Origin of the sequence: Gluconacetobacter diazotrophicus PA1 5 (assembly GCF_000067045.1) — a bacterium.
Taxonomy (GTDB): Bacteria; Pseudomonadota; Alphaproteobacteria; order Acetobacterales; family Acetobacteraceae; genus Gluconacetobacter; species Gluconacetobacter diazotrophicus.
Genome location: NC_010125.1, coordinates 1,502,500 through 1,518,241 on the forward strand (window position 1 = coordinate 1,502,500; position 15,742 = coordinate 1,518,241).

15 protein-coding genes are annotated in these 15,742 nt (G+C 66.4%); 9 read left to right on the top strand and 6 right to left on the bottom strand.

What is annotated here, in order from left to right; all coding sequences use genetic code 11:
• Positions 1-5: 5 nt before the first annotated feature.
• Positions 6-989, bottom strand: a complete 984-nt coding sequence (locus GDI_RS07100; protein WP_041249334.1) for an autoinducer 2 ABC transporter substrate-binding protein — start codon at positions 987-989, stop codon at positions 6-8.
• Positions 990-1,363: 374 nt separating this feature from the next.
• On the opposite strand from GDI_RS07100, the gene GDI_RS07105 reads away from it, so the two are divergent.
• Positions 1,364-1,849 carry a hypothetical protein gene (locus GDI_RS07105; protein ID WP_012554189.1) on the top strand — a complete coding sequence of 162 codons (486 nt, stop codon included), beginning with the start codon at positions 1,364-1,366 and terminating at the stop codon, positions 1,847-1,849.
• A gap of 36 nt (positions 1,850-1,885) precedes the next feature.
• Here GDI_RS07105 and GDI_RS07110 read toward each other — a convergent pair whose 3' ends face one another.
• Together GDI_RS07110 and GDI_RS07115 are read right to left on the bottom strand one after the other, a co-directional pair.
• Complete coding sequence (locus GDI_RS07110) at positions 1,886-3,244, bottom strand: L-serine ammonia-lyase (RefSeq protein ID WP_012224846.1); 1,359 nt, start codon at positions 3,242-3,244, stop codon at positions 1,886-1,888.
• Positions 3,245-3,254: 10 nt separating this feature from the next.
• Complete coding sequence (locus tag GDI_RS07115) at positions 3,255-4,988, bottom strand: methyl-accepting chemotaxis protein (protein ID WP_012554190.1); 1,734 nt, start codon at positions 4,986-4,988, stop codon at positions 3,255-3,257.
• 266 nt (positions 4,989-5,254) lie between these two features.
• Between GDI_RS07115 and GDI_RS07120 the strand changes: the two genes are divergently transcribed.
• The 5 genes from GDI_RS07120 (at position 5,255) to preA (ending at position 10,836) form a co-directional block, all read left to right on the top strand.
• Positions 5,255-5,953 (top strand): tetratricopeptide repeat protein, encoded by a 699-nt coding sequence (locus GDI_RS07120; protein WP_012224848.1) that lies wholly within the window; start codon positions 5,255-5,257, stop codon positions 5,951-5,953.
• A 7-nt stretch (positions 5,954-5,960) separates the two neighbouring features.
• A complete protein-coding gene (locus GDI_RS07125; RefSeq protein WP_012224852.1) occupies positions 5,961-7,199 on the top strand; it encodes a sulfotransferase family protein in 1,239 nt (412 codons plus the stop codon).
• 9 nt (positions 7,200-7,208) lie between these two features.
• A complete protein-coding gene (locus GDI_RS07130; RefSeq protein ID WP_012224853.1) occupies positions 7,209-8,138 on the top strand; it encodes a LysR family transcriptional regulator in 930 nt (309 codons plus the stop codon).
• 91 nt (positions 8,139-8,229) lie between these two features.
• A complete protein-coding gene (locus tag GDI_RS07135; RefSeq protein WP_012224857.1) occupies positions 8,230-9,552 on the top strand; it encodes an NAD(P)-dependent oxidoreductase in 1,323 nt (440 codons plus the stop codon).
• Between the two features lie 3 nt (positions 9,553-9,555).
• On the top strand, positions 9,556-10,836 hold the full coding sequence (gene preA, locus GDI_RS07140) for an NAD-dependent dihydropyrimidine dehydrogenase subunit PreA (protein WP_012224859.1): 1,281 nt from the start codon (positions 9,556-9,558) through the stop codon (positions 10,834-10,836).
• A gap of 28 nt (positions 10,837-10,864) precedes the next feature.
• Here preA and GDI_RS07145 read toward each other — a convergent pair whose 3' ends face one another.
• From GDI_RS07145 to GDI_RS07155, 3 genes are all read right to left on the bottom strand, one after another.
• Entirely contained in the window at positions 10,865-11,062 is a 198-nt protein-coding gene (locus GDI_RS07145; RefSeq protein ID WP_012554194.1) for a hypothetical protein, read from the bottom strand.
• A 177-nt stretch (positions 11,063-11,239) separates the two neighbouring features.
• Positions 11,240-11,686, bottom strand: coding sequence for a host attachment protein (locus tag GDI_RS07150; protein WP_012224863.1), 447 nt, complete (start codon positions 11,684-11,686; stop codon positions 11,240-11,242).
• Between the two features lie 62 nt (positions 11,687-11,748).
• Positions 11,749-12,438 carry a CBS domain-containing protein gene (locus tag GDI_RS07155; protein ID WP_231854242.1) on the bottom strand — a complete coding sequence of 230 codons (690 nt, stop codon included), beginning with the start codon at positions 12,436-12,438 and terminating at the stop codon, positions 11,749-11,751.
• A gap of 238 nt (positions 12,439-12,676) precedes the next feature.
• On the opposite strand from GDI_RS07155, the gene GDI_RS07160 reads away from it, so the two are divergent.
• The 3 genes from GDI_RS07160 (at position 12,677) to GDI_RS07170 (ending at position 15,673) form a co-directional block, all read left to right on the top strand.
• Complete coding sequence (locus GDI_RS07160; protein ID WP_231854243.1) at positions 12,677-13,036, top strand: hypothetical protein; 360 nt, start codon at positions 12,677-12,679, stop codon at positions 13,034-13,036.
• A 79-nt stretch (positions 13,037-13,115) separates the two neighbouring features.
• Positions 13,116-14,888: a copper resistance system multicopper oxidase gene (locus tag GDI_RS07165; protein WP_012224868.1), complete on the top strand. Its 1,773-nt coding sequence runs from the start codon at positions 13,116-13,118 to the stop codon at positions 14,886-14,888.
• Positions 14,885-15,673 (top strand): copper resistance protein B, encoded by a 789-nt coding sequence (locus GDI_RS07170; RefSeq protein ID WP_012224870.1) that lies wholly within the window; start codon positions 14,885-14,887, stop codon positions 15,671-15,673. Before GDI_RS07165 ends, GDI_RS07170 begins: the two co-directional genes overlap by 4 nt.
• The last annotated feature ends 69 nt before the right edge of the window (positions 15,674-15,742 follow it).

Here is a 15,742-nt window from a genome sequence, read left to right on the forward strand (position 1 = left end):
GCACCTCAGAAATCCAGGGAAATGTTCTCTTTGGTGAAGACCATCGGCTGGCCCAGCAGCAGCGTCTTCGTCTTCGGGTCGTACGTGATGGTGCCCAGGCCGGGCACGGGGTTCTGCACCTGCAGCGGCTTGTGCTGCAGAAGCTGCGTCAGGCCCCAGACCGTCAGGTATCCCAGGTCGACCGGGTTCCACAGCACCGCGCTCTTGACGGTGCCGTTCAGCACGTAGGGGCGGATGGTGTTCGGGTCGTCGATGCCGGTAATGGCGATCTTTCCGGCCAGACCGGCCTGCAGCACCGCCTGGGCCGCGCCCGGCGTCGCGGTGGTGTTGACGCCGATGATCCCCTTCAGGCCGGGATAGGCCGACAGGATCTGCGACGTGATCTCGGTCGCCTTGCTGATATCCTCGCCGGCATACTGGACGCTGACCAGCTGGAACTTGGGAAATTTGGCGGCCAGATAGGATTTCATCAGGGAAATCCACATGTTCAGGTTCGTCGCGGTCGGCCCGCCGGAGACGAAGGCGATCTGCCCCCCGTCGGGGATCTGCGTGGCAAGCTGGTCGACCAGCGTGTGGGCCAGGGCCTCGTCCGTGGCCTGCATGACCCGCAGGTCCACCGCGTCGCCATCCACCTGGCTGTCGGTCGAGGCGAAGATGACGCCGCGTTCGCGCGCATGCACGGCCTGGGCTTCGAGGGCGGTGGGGCTGTTGGCGGCGACGGCGACGGCATCCAGCTTGCGGTTGATCAGGCTCTGGACGATCTGCGCCTGCGCCGCGACCGAGGATGTCGTCGGTCCCTGGTAGACGATCCTGGCGTCGAACGCCCGGCCCCCCTTCAGGAAGCCCTGCTGCATGGCGCTGAAATAGGGAATGCCGATAACCTTGGGCACGAAGCCGATCTGGAATGTTTCCGCGCGGCCTTGTGCCGGGGCCATGCAGGACAGGCCTGCCGCCACCAGCGCCGCGATCACCGCCGAATGCTTCTTCACGATGTTGTCTCCTCGTGGCCCATGTCTGCGCATGGTTCCCACAGCGTTGAGACGGCGCCCGCCGGCCGGAAGGGCGCCGATGACGGACGCTAACGAGGATTTATGATCATAGTCAATCATCATCGATCACATTATGGAGCAAATGCGCCATAATGTGATCGAATCAGATCAGAAAGGTGCCTTCACTAAAAAGGTGAAGATATCGTGCCAGACGTCGCCCCGATGTCATTGCGCTCCGGCACTATATTTGCAATTTTCACGGCGTTCCCATTCCGTGGAACACCCTGTAAGAACTGCATCGATCAATACATCACGGCCTTAACCCATTCACCGACACTCCGACGGTGAGCCGGCGCGGAAAGAACCGACGCTTCATGACCAACTATATTCTCGCCTTTACGATCGCTTCGATGTTCTACCTGATCTGGATCTTTACCTTTACGATCCGCCCCTCGGCGACGATCTGCGCGCATCGGGAGGTCGTCTCGGCCACCCTTATTCCCGCTTTCGTCTTCATCATCGCCGGGATCATCGTTCTGCGCAGTGAGTGGTATTTTGTCCTGGTCGCGTATGTCTTCGTCCTGTTCGGCCTGTATATGTGGCATTACAGGACACGCTATCGTGCGATGAACAAACATTTGGAGACATATCAGGAAGAAAAATCCAGGGTCATCATGTCCGTGTTCAAGCACAAGGGCGACCCGGCGACCATGTGGGCCAAGCTTGGACCCGATCCGTCAAAGGACCCGGGCTGGAAGAAATCGTATATCGAGACGTTGGGCATGATGAATGCCATCAGCGCGTCCGTCGCCTTCGTCGCGATCGCATCGATCCTGCTGACCTATATCACCATGTCGTGAAGGGGTCGTGAAGCGGGCCGCGACCTATCCGCGCGGTCAGCATTCCGGGAAATTGACCGCCAGGCCGCCCAGCGCGGTTTCCTTGTAGCGATGGTTCATGTCCCGCCCCGTTTCCGCCATGGTGCGGATCACCTGGTCCAGCGAGACCTGGTGCGCCCCGTCGCCATGCATGGCCAGCGAGGCGGCATTGACCGCCTTCACCGCGCCGAAGGCGTTGCGCTCGATGCACGGGATCTGAACCAGGCCGGCGACCGGGTCGCACGTCATGCCCAGATGGTGTTCCATGCCGATCTCGGCGGCGTTCTCGATCTGCAGCGGGGTCGCGCCCAGTGCCGCCGCCAGGCCCGCCGCCGCCATCGAGGACGCCACCCCGACCTCGCCCTGGCACCCGACCTCGGCCCCCGAGATCGAGGCGTTGAGCTTGAACAGGCCGCCGACCGCCGCCGCCGTCAGCAGGAAATCGTGCATCCCGGCGCGTGAGGCCCCGGGGCAGAAATCGCGGTAATAGCGCAGCACGGCGGGGATGACCCCGGCCGCGCCGTTGGTGGGCGCGGTCACGACGCGGCCGCCGGCAGCGTTTTCCTCGTTCACCGCGATGGCGAACAGGCTGATCCAGTCCATCGCCTCGTGCGGTGGCCGCTGGTTGAGGCGCGTGCGCTCCAGCAGCCGTTCGTGCAGCGCCGCCGCGCGGCGCGGGACCTTGATCCGCCCGGGCAGCGTGCCGCGCTGGACCAGACCGCGTTCGACGCAGGTCATCATGGTGTCGATGATCCGGTCCAGGTACGCCGTGATTTCGGCGGGCGGGCGCAGCGCGGTCTCGTTGGCCAGGACGACGCCCGCGATGCCCAGGCCGCTCTGGCGCGTGCGGTCCAGCAGTTCCACGCCGCTGGCGAAGTCCAGCGGCATGGCCGGCTGGGCATAGCCCGCATGCTTCGTGGCGTCTTCCGGCACGATGAAGCCGCCGCCGACCGAACAGAATCGCCCGGTTTCCAGCGGCGTGCCGTCGGCGGCCAGGGCCTGGAACTGCAGCGTGTTGGGGTGGACGGGCGGGATCGTGTCGCGGTCCAGCACGATGTCGCGGGCGGGATCGAAGGCGACGGCGCGCCCATGCAGCAGGACCGTGCGCGCGGCGCCGATCCGGCGGACGATGTCTCCGGCGGCGTCGGGGTCAATGCCCTCGGGCGTCTCGCCCGCCAGGCCCAGGATGACGGCCTTGTCGGTGGCGTGACCGCTGGCGGTCCAGGCCAGCGAGCCATAGAGCGTGACGCGCAGCCGCGCGACGGGCATCGCGGGGGGCAGGTGCGTGGCGAAGCGCCGGGCCGCGCGCATCGGCCCGACCGTGTGGGACGAGGACGGGCCGATGCCGATCCTGAAAAGGTCGAAAAGGCTGATCATCCGTGAGAGTTTACGCGGACAGCCGCCGATAGGCGACCTGTGTGGGCGCCTGCGGCCGGGCGGATTGCGGCAGGGCCCGCGGGCGCGGTTCTCCACCCCGGGTCTGGAACCGGCCGATCAGCCGCGTCAGTTCCCGGGATTCCTGGTTCAGGCTGGCCGTGGCGGCGGTCGTTTCCTCGACCATGGCGGCGTTCTGCTGGGTCATCTGGTCCAGTTGGGTGACCGCGACATTGACCTGGGCCAGCCCCATGGCCTGCTGCTGGGACGACGCCGCGATGTCCGATACCAGCGTGTCGATCTGGGCCACCCTGGCCACGATCGCGGCCAGGGCGTCCCCGGTTTCGCCCACCAGTTTCACGCCGCGCTCGACATGGGCGCCGGACCTGTCGATCAGGGCCCTGATCTCGCGCGCCGCCTGCGCCGATTGCTGGGCCAGGGCGCGGACCTCGGACGCCACCACGGCGAAACCGCGGCCGGCGTCCCCGGCACGTGCGGCCTCGACCCCGGCATTGAGCGCCAGCAGGTTGGTCTGGAAGGCGATCTGGTCGATCACGCTGACGATCTGCGTGATCTCGCGCGACGAATCCCGGATTTCGCCCATGGCGGAAACCGTTTCCCGCACGACCTTGCCGGACTTCCCGGCATCGCCGCGCGCCGCCGAGGCGGCCGTTGACGCCTCTTGCGCGCCCTGGGCGCTACGGGTCACCGTGGCCGTGATCTCGTTCAGGGCGGCGGCGGTTTCTTCCAGGCTGGCGGCCTGCGTTTCAGTCCGGCGCGACAGGTCGCCCGAGGCCGAGGCGATTTCGTGCGCGCCGTTGCCCACGCCGCCGGCCGAGGCGGCAATGGCCACCATCGTCTCTTCCAGCATGTCCAGGGCCGCGTTGAAATCGTCCCGCACCTTCTCGTAAGCGGAATCGATCGGGCCTTCGAGCCGGTAGGCGAGGTTGTTGCAGGCCAGTTCCTCCAGCGCGCCGACGATCCCGTCCACGGCGTTCACGCGGCTGGTGACGTCGGTCGCGAACTTCACGACCTTGATGACCCGTCCCTTCCGGTCGAAAATCGGATTGTACGAGGCCTGGATCCAGACCACCTTGCCATGCTTGCCGATCCGCCTGAATTCGGCGGCGACGAATTCGCCGTTCCGCAGCTTTTTCCAGAATGCGTCATAGGCACCGGAACGTGCGAATTCCGGCTCGACCAACATGCGGTGATGACGGCCCTGGATTTCGTCCAGCCGGTAGTCCAGGGCGTTGAGGAAATTGTCGTTGGCGGTCAGGACGTGCCCGTCCGGCGTGAATTCGATCACGGCCTGGGAGCGGGAAATCGCTTCGATCTTGCCCGCGAAATCGGCATTCCGAAGCGTTTCGTCGGTGATGACCGTCGCCACCTTCACGATCCTGGTCACCGCGCCGCGCCAGTTGCGCACCGGGTTGTAGGACGCCTGAACCCAGATCTCCTCGCCGCCCTTGCCGATACGCATATAGTCCCGTGCCTCGAACTCGCCACGGGCCAGCCTGGCCCAGAATGCCGTGTATTCGGGGCTTCGGGCCTCGTCGGGATCGACGAACATGCTGTGGGACCGGCCCTGGATCTCGTCCAGCCGGTAGCCCATTGCCGTGCAGAAATTCGCGTTGGCCGTCAGGATCTTTCCCGTGGGGTCGAACTCGATGATCGCGAGGGAACGGTCGAGCGCCGCCAGCGTCGCCCGTGCGTCCGTCCGGTCGCGGTGCCGAAATCCGAACATTTTCTTCACTTTCCTGGACAAAATTTTTTGTCGATTGAGGTATATGAATTTTTTATTAATAATGTTTTTAATTTATGTCAATGCAGCAAGGCTGAAACCCTATTTCCCGCGACTCGATTCCGGACGATTGTGGCAATGTGCCACTCTTGGAAATCTTCGGTTACAGTACGTATCTTTATAAGGAAGGCGTGTGCGCCCGCGCCCCCAGGCGGCGTACATTCGTTTGTTGTCGGTAACGCAATGTCCAGATCGGCCAGGTGCCCAGGATGCCCCATACAGACCCACGCTCGGCCGTGGCGCCGCCTTTCCCTCCGGCGGTGGAAGAAGGCGGGCAGATCGACGCCATCGTCCGCCAATGCGAAGACATCCTGGATCAGGAGCCCGATCACCCCGGCGCGTCCTGTCTTCTGGGAACGATCCACGCCCGGCAGGGAAAATTCGAAAGCGCCATACCGCTGTTGCGGCGCGCCCTGGCGCGGATGCCGGCGAATGCCGAAGGATACAACGTTCTCGGCATGGCGTTGCGCGATGCCGGACAGGCCGAAGACGCGATCGCCTGCTTTCGCAGGGCGGTCGCCATCCGGCCGGACCATCAGGGCGCGCGCACCAACCTGGGCAATGCCCTGGTGGCCGGCGGCGACCGCGCGGGCGCCATCGCGCAGTTTCGCGCGCTCCTGACGCTCGACACCCAACTGGCCGCCATCGCGGACTATCGCACGGCCCTGGCGGCCGATCCGGCGGACGTCGAAACCCTCATCAGGCTGGGCGGGGCACTTCGGACCATCGGACGGTGCGAGGAGGCGGCCGCGCACTTCCAGGCGGCATCGACCCATGCCCCCGACCGCGTCGCGGCCCGGCTGCACCGCGCCGGCGCCATGGCCGGAGTCGGCCGCATCGATAACGCGATGCCTGCATACCAGTCGGTCGTGACCGGGACCCGACCAATTATACCGTCCTGCTCGTGATGGGGGAGTGCTCCAGAAAAACGAACGCTATCCCGAAGCGATCCGGTATCTGGAGCAGGCCCGCGCATTGCAGCCCGATGCGGCGTCGGTCCATGCCGGCCTGGGCGTGTCGTTGCAGGTCATCGGACAGATCGCCGCCGCCGCCGCGTGTTTTCGCCGCGCGATCGCCCTGGCGCCCGACCGCCTGGCGGTTTACCTGGCCCTGACCCGGATCGAGAAACTGACCGCCGACGATCCCATCCTGACCGCCCTGCAGGAGCGTGCCGGAAACGAGGCCGCGCTGACCGACGGCGAAAGGATCGACATTCATTTCGCCCTCGGCAAGGCGCTGTCCGATATCGGCCGGCATCGGGAATCGTTCGATCATTTCCTGAAGGGAAACGCCCTGCGGCGACGCGAGATCGTCTATGACGAGAACAGGATGGTCGCGGCGCTGCGCCGGACGCGCGAGGAATTCTCGGCCGGGGCGATCGCGGACCTGGCCCGGACGGGGCACCCTTCGGCCCGCCCCATCTTCATCGTCGGCATGCCGCGATCGGGATCGACGCTGGTCGAACAGATCCTGGCCAGCCATCCCGATGTCCACGGCGCGGGCGAAGTCACCACGCTGGCCGATACGTTCAAGGACGCCATGGAACGCTTCCCCGCATGGCGGACGATCGCGCCGCTGGCCGCCCTGACGGAGGCCGAGCGCCTGTCGGTCGCCGAGGACTATCTGCGGCGGCTGGACGCGCTGGTCCCGGACGGGGCGGGGGCGACGGCGCGTGTTACGAACAAGACATTGGGCAATTATTTCTTTATCGGACTGATTCGCCAGCTCTGGCCCCATGCGTCGATCATCCACACAGTCCGCGACCCGATCGATACCTGCCTGTCGTGCTTTTCGATTCCGTTCGCGGCACAGGATTTTTCCTTCGACCTGGGGGAGCTTGGCCGCCGCTATCGGTGCTATCGGGACATGATGGACCACTGGCGGCAGGTCCTGCCGGCCGGGGCGATGCTGGATGTGCGCTACGAGGACGTGGTCGCCGACCTTGAAGGCAGCGCGCGCCGGATCGTCGCCTATTGCGGCCTGCCCTGGGACGATGCCTGCCTGCGGTTCCACGAGACCCGGCGGCCGGTGAAGACGTCGAGCATGGAACAGGTCAGGAAACCGATCTATCGCAGCGCCGTCGGCCGCTGGCGGCCCGACGATGCGACGTTGCGGCCCCTGCTGGATGGGCTTGGCGCCCATTTTGCCCCATAATGACCACCGATGAACAGGAACCGTCGCCCGCCGGGCTTCAACGGCCAGCTTGCCGAAGTGGACCTGCGCCTGCTGCGCGTCTTTCGCACCGTGGCGCGCAAGGGCGGCTTCGCGGCCGCGGAACTGGCGCTGGGCAAGAGCAAATCATCCATCAGCATCGATATCGCGGCGCTGGAAAGCCGTCTCAGGACCACCCTGTGCACACGCGGGCGGGGCGGGTTTTCCCTGACGCCGGAAGGCGAGCAGGTGCTGGATGCGACCGAGGACCTGCTGCGCGATATCGAACGGTTCCGCGACCGGGTCAATTCCGCCAGCGGCATCCTGTCGGGCCGCATGACGCTGTATGTGACCGACGCCATGTTCGTCTATGGCGAAACCGGGATCGTCCGCGCGCTGGAACTCTTCACGGCCCAGCATCCCGACGTCGTCATCGACCTGCGGTCCGCATCGTCGGATGAAATCGAATACGCCGTGCTCGACGGGCGGGCGACCGCCGGAATTACGCTGCGCCCGCACGCTCAGTCCGCCCTCATGGCGACCCCGCTGTTCGAGGAACGGCTGCGCCTCTATTGCAGCCGCAAGCATGCGCTGTTCGCCTGCGCGGACGCGGACCTGACCCCGGACCTGCTGGCCGCCCAGCGGCTGATCGCGGTGTCCGATTCCGCCACCGGGCCCGGCTGGGCGGACCTGCGCGCGCACCTGTCCTTTTCCGCGTCGGCGGAAAATATCGACGCGCGCGCCCTGCTGATCCTGACGGGCCAGTTCATCGGCTTCCTGCCGGAACTCTTCGCGGACCCGTTCGTCGCACGCGGCCAGTTCCGGCACCTGCCGTTCGGCGGCCTGGCGCTGGCCACGCGGTTCCACTTCCTTACGAAACGCAACGCCCAGTCCAGCCTGATGGCGGAGCGGTTCCGCGCGGTGCTGCAATCGACCTGCTGACCGCCACGGGGCGGACCGGATCGAAGTTTTTTGGTTCTTTTTTTCGAAAAAGACCCAAGACTGTCGTCCCGTATGGTGGAGAGTTCTCGTCATGGCCCCGGACATCGCCGCAAACCGCCTTTCACCGGACGTGCTGGCCCGCAATTTCGCCGACGCGCACCCGCCGCTGGGCGACCGGCAGGCGGTCATCGAGGCGGAGCGGTGCTACGCGTGCTATGACGCGCCCTGTATCGAGGCCTGCCCGACCGGCATCGACATTCCCGGCTTCATCAGGAAGATCGCGACGGGCAACCTCGCCGGGTCGGCCCGCACCATCCTGGAATCGAACATTCTCGGCGGGTCCTGCGCGCGGGTCTGCCCCACCGAAATCCTGTGCGAACAGGCATGCGTGCGCAATACGCTGGACCAGAAGCCCCTTTCCATCGGTGCCTTGCAGCGCCACGCGACCGACTGGCAGATGCGCCAGGGAAGGCAGCCCTTCGTCCGCGCGGCCGCGACAGGCCGGCGCATCGCCGTGGTGGGGGCGGGGCCGGCCGGACTGGCCTGCGCGCACCGCCTGGCCCTGCATGGAAACGACGTCACGGTGTTCGATGCCCGGCCCCGGGCGGGCGGCCTGAACGAATACGGCATCGCGGCCTACAAGCTGCCCGACGATTTCGCGCAGCGGGAAATCGACTTCCTGATCGCCATCGGCGGAATCACCATCGAGACAGGCCGCGCGCTGGGGCGCGATTTTACCCTGGCGTCGCTGGGGGCGGCGTATGACGCCATCTTCCTCGGCATCGGGCTGGCGGGGGTGCGTGCGCTGGGAATCGCGGGCGAACAGCTCGGCGGCGTGCTGAACGCGGTGGATTTCATCGAAACCCTGCGCGCGTCTTCCGGCAAGGACGACGTGCCGGTCGGGCGCCGGGTGGTGGTGATCGGTGGCGGGAATACCGCCGTCGATGCCGCCGTGCAGGCCAGGCGCCTGGGCGCGGAAGAGGTCACGCTGGTCTATCGTCGCGGTGTCGCGCAGATGTCGGCGACAGATGTCGAACGGGAATGGGCGCAGACGAACGGCGTTTCCATCCGCTGCCGGGCCGCGCCCGCGCGGTTTCACGGCGTGGACGGCGCCGTCACCGCGATCACGTTCGTCCAGGACACGCCGGACCACGACCGGGGCGAATTCACCCTGGCCGCCGACATGGTCCTGAAGGCCGTGGGCCAGCTTTTCCCGCCGGACCCGCTGGACGGCGCGCTGGCGGTCGAGGACGGGCGGATCCGGGTGGACGCCCACGGCCGCACCTCGCGCGCGGGGGTCTATGCCGGGGGCGACTGCACGAAGGGCGAGGATCTGACGGTCGCCGCCGTCCGTGACGGGCGGGACGCCGCCGAAACCATTCATGCCGACCTGGCCAGCGCGACGGGGATCTGAGACATGGCCGACCTGCGCAGCACGCTGGCGGGCATCCGCTCGCCCAACCCGTTCTGGCTGGCCTCGGCGCCTCCGACCGACAAGGAATACAATGTCCGCCGGGGGCTGGAGGCCGGCTGGGGCGGCGTGGTGTGGAAGACGTTGGGCGAGGACCCGCCGGTGGTCAATGTCAGCAGCCGCTACGGCGCCTTCAATTATAACGGTAACCGTCTGGTCGGGCTGAACAATATCGAACTGATCAGCGACCGTCCGCTGGCCGTCAACCTGGCCGAGATCAAGTCGGTGAAGCGCGATTATCCCGACCGCGCCATCGTCGTCAGCCTGATGGTGCCGTGCGTCGAGGAAAGCTGGCGGCGCATCCTGCCGCTGGTCGAGGACACCGGTGCCGACGGGATCGAACTGAATTTCGGCTGCCCGCACGGCATGTCGGAACGCAACATGGGGTCCGCCGTGGGGCAGGTGCCCGACTATGTCGAAATGGTCACGCGCTGGGTGAAGCAGAACACTCGCATGCCGACCATCGTGAAACTGACGCCCAATATCACCAACATCCTGGTGCCCGCGCGCGCGGCCCTGCGCGGCGGGGCGGACGCGGTGTCGCTGATCAACACCATCCAGTCGGTCGTCGCCGTCGACCTGGACGCCATGGCGCCGATGCCCGTGGTGGACGGGCTGGGGACGCATGGCGGCTATTGCGGGCCGGCGGTCAAGCCGATCGCGCTGCGCATGGTGGGGGAAATCGCGCGCAGCCCGGACATGTCGGGCCTGCCCATCTCGGGCATCGGCGGCATTTCAACGTGGCGCGACGCCGCCGAATTCCTGGTGATGGGGGCAACCAACGTGCAGGTCTGCACGGCGGCGATGCATCACGGATTTCGCATTGTCGAAGACATGATCGACGGCCTGTCGAACTGGATGGACCAGAAGGGCTTCGCCGCGCTGTCCGACGTCATCGGGCGCGCGGTGCCGAATTTCGTCAACTGGAACCAGTTGAACCTGAATTTCCGGACGATCGCGAAGATCGACCAGGAATCCTGCATCCAGTGCGGCCTGTGCCATATCGCGTGCGAGGACACGTCGCATCAGGCCATCGCCAGGACGCGCGTGGAGGGCCGGCGTCATTACGCGGTGATCGACGAGGCCTGCGTCGGGTGCAATCTCTGCGCCCATGTCTGCCCCGTCGACGACTGCATCACCATGGTGCCGCAGCCGGCGGAGGGCACGCTGACATGGTCCGACCACCCCAGCAACCCGCTTCGTCATCCGACCTCCGGCACCGGCTGACGAAGCGCCCCCGATCGGGAATGCCGGTTCAGGAATGCCGGTCGGGGCTTTCCTCCAGCAGATATTGGGACGTTTCCAGAATCGCGTTCCAATAGGCCACCAGAACCTCGTCGTCGTCGTCCTGCGCGTCGTCCCGGTAGCGGCGGGCGATAACCAGGGCGTCGTCCCCGTGACGGGCGACCAGGTCCATCGCCGCCGCCGGAACCGGTTGCAGATTCGCTTGCATGATCCCTCTCCTTCGGCAGACCCCGCCTGGATCTGGGGATGCGGGACGGCGCTTCAATCGCCGGCGCGGGAACGTGACTGTCTTTCCACAGATTCTGACTGGCTTTCTTATCGATGGATCATGCCCGCGCCCGTCTGCGTGGCGGTCCCGGAATTCGAAACCGGTCGTCCCTGACGGCTACAGTCCCAGCTTCAGCCGGAAAGGCGCCATATGCGGCATCAGCGCGCTGTCGGGAACCTTGACCAGGTCCTTGTGGTCCGTGCCGACGACGCGGTCCCGGATTCCCGGCGCCAGGTGGCCGAGAATGGACGCGAGGGTATGCGACGGCGCGAAGACCACCATGCCGTCGCACCCCCGGTACTGTTCGTTGATATGGTTCGCCACCAGGCGCGAGAATTTTTCCATTTCCACATGGTGCCGGTCATGGCGCGGATTCAGGGCGTGATGCACGCTGGACCCGCTATGGAAGCTCGCCCCCGGGGCATCGTCGCCCAGATCCGAATTCTGCAGGTGCGCCATGGTGGAATCGAATGCGTCCACGGTGTGCAGCGCATGATTTTCGGCCGGCCGTACGAAGCGGGCATGTTCGCCGTCGGCGATGACGATCAGGATATTTCGGGTCATCTTTTCATACGCCTCATCGGGGACGGGTTTCCCTGTTCTTCGGGAAGGAAAAAGAAGAAGGCCTATAACGGAGGCGGAGGAATCGTCACCCCTTCGAACGGCTCCACGCAGGTGATATGATCGGCCACCGACACGACACCGCGAACGTTTTCCGCCGCCACGCGGGCCGCGGCGTGCATCCGTTCGTCCGTGACGGTGCCGTTCAGTTCCACCTTTCCGTCATGGACCTCCACGCTGATGATGTTCCGCACCCCCAGACGCAGTTCATCCTGGTATTCCTTCAGGATGGATGCCCTGATGGTCTGGTCGTCGGACGGCGCCGTCTTGTCCGCGATCAGGGGCAGCAGCGCCCGCAGCACATCGGTGCGCGACACCATGCCCACGACCCTGTTGTTTTCCACCACCGGCAGGTGCCTGATATTGCGCAGCAGCAGGACCTCGACCGCGTCACGCAATACGGTCCCCGGCTCCACCGACACCGGCTGGTCCGACATGATGTCGAACACCTTGCGGCCGTGACTGTGCACGTATTCCGACGCCTGTCGTCCGGACGACCGGAACAGGTCCGCCAGCCGCCCATGGCCGGACCGCGTCTCCAGCTCGTTCCGCGGATCAGGTCGCTCGGTCACGACGCCGACCAGAAGCCCGTTCTCGGTCACGACCGGCAGGGCGTTGACCCTGTTCGTCAGCATCAGCCCGATGGCGTCGGCGAGGGAGCGCGTCGATTCGACGCAGACGGCCGGCGAGGTCATGATATCCCTGACGTGCATGACAACCCCCGTTGAATAGGCGCCCCTGAATCTCTTCGGTGAATCTCTTCGGTGAATCCCTCGCGGGGCAGGCCTCGTAGATGCGTGCGCGGCGACGTCCGGGCAATCGCACTCCGGGATTCGTGATGACGGGGCGGGCGCCATAAAAGGGTGGACGATCGGGGTCATTCCGTGGATGGTCGCGATCGGAAACAGGTGTCGCAGGACCAACGGGATCGGCGTGTACAGGATCAGCATGACGCAATGGGGACGGTTGCTGGCCTGCCTGCTGCTGCAGGTCGGGCTGATGCTGTCATTCACCGCGCCCGGGCGTGCCGAGACGGGCGCGCACGCCATGCCGGACATGGCCGTCATGGCATCGCACTGCTGTCATGGCGTCCATCCCGGCCATGCCTCCCGTCACCATCCGGGTGGTGCATGCTGTCTTCAGGGGGATTGTGTCGCCACATGGCTGGTGCCCCCGGCGGTGGGGGCGTCGGTGCCGCGCCGGGTGGCGGCGGCGTTCGCCGTTCCGCCCGCCGAACGCGTTTCGGGCGTCCTGTCCGCCCCCGCCTTGCCCCCGCCCAGACGGATGGCCTGACCCCAGGTCTGACCGTTTCGGGATTCGGCCGTATGCGTGCGGCCGGGCCCGTCTTTCTTCTTTGGCGGATGACAGAGCCATGATTTTTCCATCCTCGACGGGGCGGGGCGCGATGACGCGCCGCCGCTTCGTGGTCGGGGCCGGCGTGTGGGGTGCGGCGGCCGCGACCGGCGCCGGTGCGCGGGCGTTCGCGCCGCCTTCCGGCATCCCCGCCCCCCGGCCCGGCACCCGTTTCGACCTTGCGATCGGTCACGTCCCGGTCAACGTCACGGGCGCGCGCGTCCGCGCGGTCGGCGTCAACGGATCGACCCCGGCGCCGATCCTGCGCTGGCGACAGGGCGATACGGTCGAACTGACCGTCACCAACCGGCTGCACGAACCCAGTTCGATCCACTGGCACGGTATTCGGCTGCCGGCCGGCATGGACGGTGTCCCGGGCCTCAGCTTCGGTGGCATCGCGCCGGGCGAAAGCTTCACCTACCGTTTCCCCGTACGGCAGAGCGGCACCTACTGGTACCACAGCCATTCCGGCTTCCAGGAGCAGACCGGCCTGTACGGCGCCATCGTCATCGACCCGGGCAGCGGCGACACCCGGCGGTGCGACCGCGATTATGTGCTGGTGCTGTCGGACTGGACCGACGTGGACCCGGCGGACATCGTCTCCAACCTGAAATTCCAGAGCGACTATTACAATTTCCGCCAGCGCACGGTCGGCACCTTCTTCCGCGACGCGCACCGCCAGGGGCTGGGCGCCGCGGTGCGGGACCGCCTGGCCTGGGGGGGCATGAACATGGCGCCGACCGACATCCTGGACGTGTCGGGCATCGTCTACACCTACCTGGTCAACGGGCAGTCCCCCCGCGCCAACTGGACCGGCCTGTTCCGCCCCGGCGAACGCATCCGTCTGCGCATCATCAATGCCGCGTCGATGACCCTGTTCGACGTGCGGATTCCCGGACTGGCGATGACCGTCGTGCAGGCCGACGGGAACGACGTGGAACCGGTGACGGTGGACGAATTCCGCATCGGGCCCGCCGAAACCTACGACGTGATCGTGACCCCCGCCGCCGCCGGCCCCTATACGATCTTCGCGCAGGCCGAGGATCGCACGGGCTACGCGCGCGGCACGCTGGCCACCGCCCCGGGCCTCGCCGGCCCCGTGCCGCCCATGGACCCCCGCCCGCTGCGCACCATGGCGGACATGGGCATGGGCGGCATGGCCCCGCCCGCGAAAACCGGCAACGCGCCCGCCATGGACGGTATGGACATGTCCGGAATGTCCGGAATGGACATGGACCCCAAGGAGATGGAACCCCCGGCCGCGCCACATCAGGCGCCGCCCGCGCCGAAGCTGAAGCCGGGGGTCGAGGTGCAGAATGTCGCCGCCATGCCCATGGACCGGCTGGCGGAACCGGGGGACGGGCTGGACCATAACGGCCGCCGCGTCCTGACCTATGCCGATCTGCGGGCGACCGTCCCCGGCATCGATCCCCGCCCGCCGTCGCGCGAGATCACCCTGCACCTGACCGGCAACATGGAACGCTTCATCTGGGGCTTCGACGGCAGGAAGTTCTCGGAAGCCGCGCCGATCCGGCTCGCGCGGGGGGAGCGGGTCCGCTTCGTCCTGATCAACGACACGATGATGGAACACCCGATCCACCTGCACGGGTTGTGGAGCGAGCTGGAAAACGGGCAGGGGGACCGCCGCCCCTACAAGCACACGATTACCGTCAAGCCGGGCGAGCGGCTGAGCTATCTGGTCACGGCCGACGAACCCGGATTATGGGCCTATCACTGCCATCTGCTCTACCATATGGCAGTCGGCATGTTCCGCACGGTGGTGGTGTCGTGACCCGGCGGCCCATCCTCGGTATCGCCGTCGCCCTGCTGGCGGCGGGCGCGCTGCCCGGCCAGGTCCGGGCGCAGGCCATGCCGATGGCGCCGGCGGCCGGCACGGGGCAGGGGGCGCCGGTCGCCTATGTCAACGGCATCCCCCCGGTCATGGACCACATGACCTACATGCACGCGCTGCTGGATCAGTTCGAAGCCCGGTACGGCGCCGATGGCGGCCAGTTCCGATACGACGGGCAGGCCTGGTACGGCACCGACTACGACAAGCTGTGGCTGAAATCCGAAGGCACGGTCGGCACGAACGGACAATTCGGCGATGGCGACCACGAGGCCCTGTACGATCGCGCCATCTCGCGCTATTTCGACGTCCAGACCGGGGTGCGCCTGGATATCGACAACGGCCCGACGCGTGCCTGGGGCGCGGTGGGCGTGGAAGGGCTCGCCCTCTATTTCTTCAATCTGGAAGCCACGTCCTATTTCAGCGACCGGGGTGCGGCGGGCCGCCTGCAAGGGTCGTACGACCTGCTGCTGACCAACCGCCTGATCCTGCAGCCGCAGGTCGAAATGAATGTCTATTCCACCAACGACCGGGCCCGCGGCGCCGGGCGCGGCCTGTCCGACATCGATACCGGGCTGCGGTTGCGCTACGAATGGCACCGCAAATTCGCGCCCTATCTGGGCGTGACGTACCACAGCACGTTCGACCAGGCCGCCAGCATGGCCCGCACGCGGGGGCAGCGCGTGCATGACCTGACTTTTGTCTTCGGAATCAGGGCCTGGTTCTGAACCACGCGGCCGATCATCCGCCACGATGGGCGGCCATCACGCCAGCCGAGGCAGAGTAGCGATGTTGCG